Source organism: Microbacterium sp. Bi128 (genome assembly GCF_918698205.1).
Map to the genome: position 1 here is coordinate 1 of NZ_CAKKMM010001456.1, position 1,247 is coordinate 1,247.

Sequence of the window (1,247 nt, forward strand, 5' to 3'; positions counted from 1 at the left end):
GGGCTTTTCGCTGGACGGGCTGGAGAACTCGATGGCCGCGTTCCGCGCCGCCGTCGACCTCGGGTTCCGGCATCTGGAGACGGACGTGCACACCACGGCCGACGGCGTGTTGGTGCTCTTCCACGACAAGACCCTGGACCGGATCACAGAGGGCCGGGGCCAAATCGCTGACCTCCCGGCCTCAACCGTGGCCCGGGCCAGGATCGGCGGGACCGAACCGATCCCGCGGTTCGATGAGCTGATCGCTGCCTTCCCGGACGTCCGGCTCAATATCGACGTCAAGGACTGGAACTCCGTGGGCACCCTGGCCTCGGCGATCGAACGCCACGGACTGCACGACCGCGTGCTGGTGGCCAGTTTCTCGGACCGGCGGCGCCGGGCAGTGCTGAAGCAGCTGAGCCGTCCCGCCGCGAGCTCGGCCGGCATCGTGTCCAACGCCGTGTTCGTCCTGCTGGGCCCCGTGCTGCCGACGCCGCTGATGTCCGCCGTGGTGCGCCGGGCACTGCGCGGAGTCCACGCCCTGCAGGTCCCCGTCCGCTACGGCGCCGTGCCGGTGGTGACGCCGGGCTTCATCCGGCGGGCACACCGGCACGGGCTGCAGGTCCACGTCTGGACAATCAACGAGCCCGCGGAAATGCACCGGCTGCTTGACCTTGGCGTCGACGGGATTGTCACGGACCGCGCGGACCTGCTCAAATCGGTCCTCCAGGAGCGCGGGACCTGGTCCTGAAGGATCGCTCCGGCCAGGCGCGCAGCAAAGCGGGGGTGACGGCCTCGGCCTGGGGGCGGGGTTTCGCCTGCCGGAAATTAGCGGGGGTGGGCATCGGCGTCTCCCGAGTGCTGGGTTACCGGGACTTCTTCGCTCGTGAGGTGGTCGGCCATATTGAACGCCTCCAGCTGCCATTCCCCCCGGCCGCCGGGCCGGACGAAGCGGCTGACGGAGGCGTTGAGGATGGGGGAGGCGGCCGCGATGTCCAGCAGCTGCTCCTCCGAGAGCCCCTCCAGGATGTAGCGGATGAGCAGGATCACGGCGTCGTGGCAGACCAGCAGGACGCCCCCGCCCGGATGCCTGGTGTCGAGGTCGGCGAGCAGCGAGCGAAGCCGGAGCACGACGTCCGCCCAGGACTCGCCGCCCGGGGGACGGTAGTAGAACTTGCCGAGCCACCGCCGCCGGCCGGCCTCCTCCGGGAGGCGGGCTTCCACCCCGGCCGAAGTGAGCATGTCCAGGATGCCGAGCTCACGGTCGC

Annotated in this window: 2 protein-coding genes; one reads left to right on the forward strand and one right to left on the reverse strand. The window is 70.3% G+C overall.

All coding sequences use genetic code 11. The features are described 5' to 3' along the window. Window positions 1-730 (forward strand): glycerophosphodiester phosphodiesterase (locus LQV45_RS33645; protein WP_230012135.1); only part of this gene is annotated, 730 nt, incomplete at its 5' end. Window positions 731-807: 77 nt separating this feature from the next. On the opposite strand, the gene LQV45_RS33650 is transcribed toward LQV45_RS33645, so the two are convergent. Next, a partial coding sequence (locus LQV45_RS33650) for a histidine phosphatase family protein (RefSeq protein WP_230012137.1) occupies window positions 808-1,247 on the reverse strand: 440 nt, incomplete at its 5' end.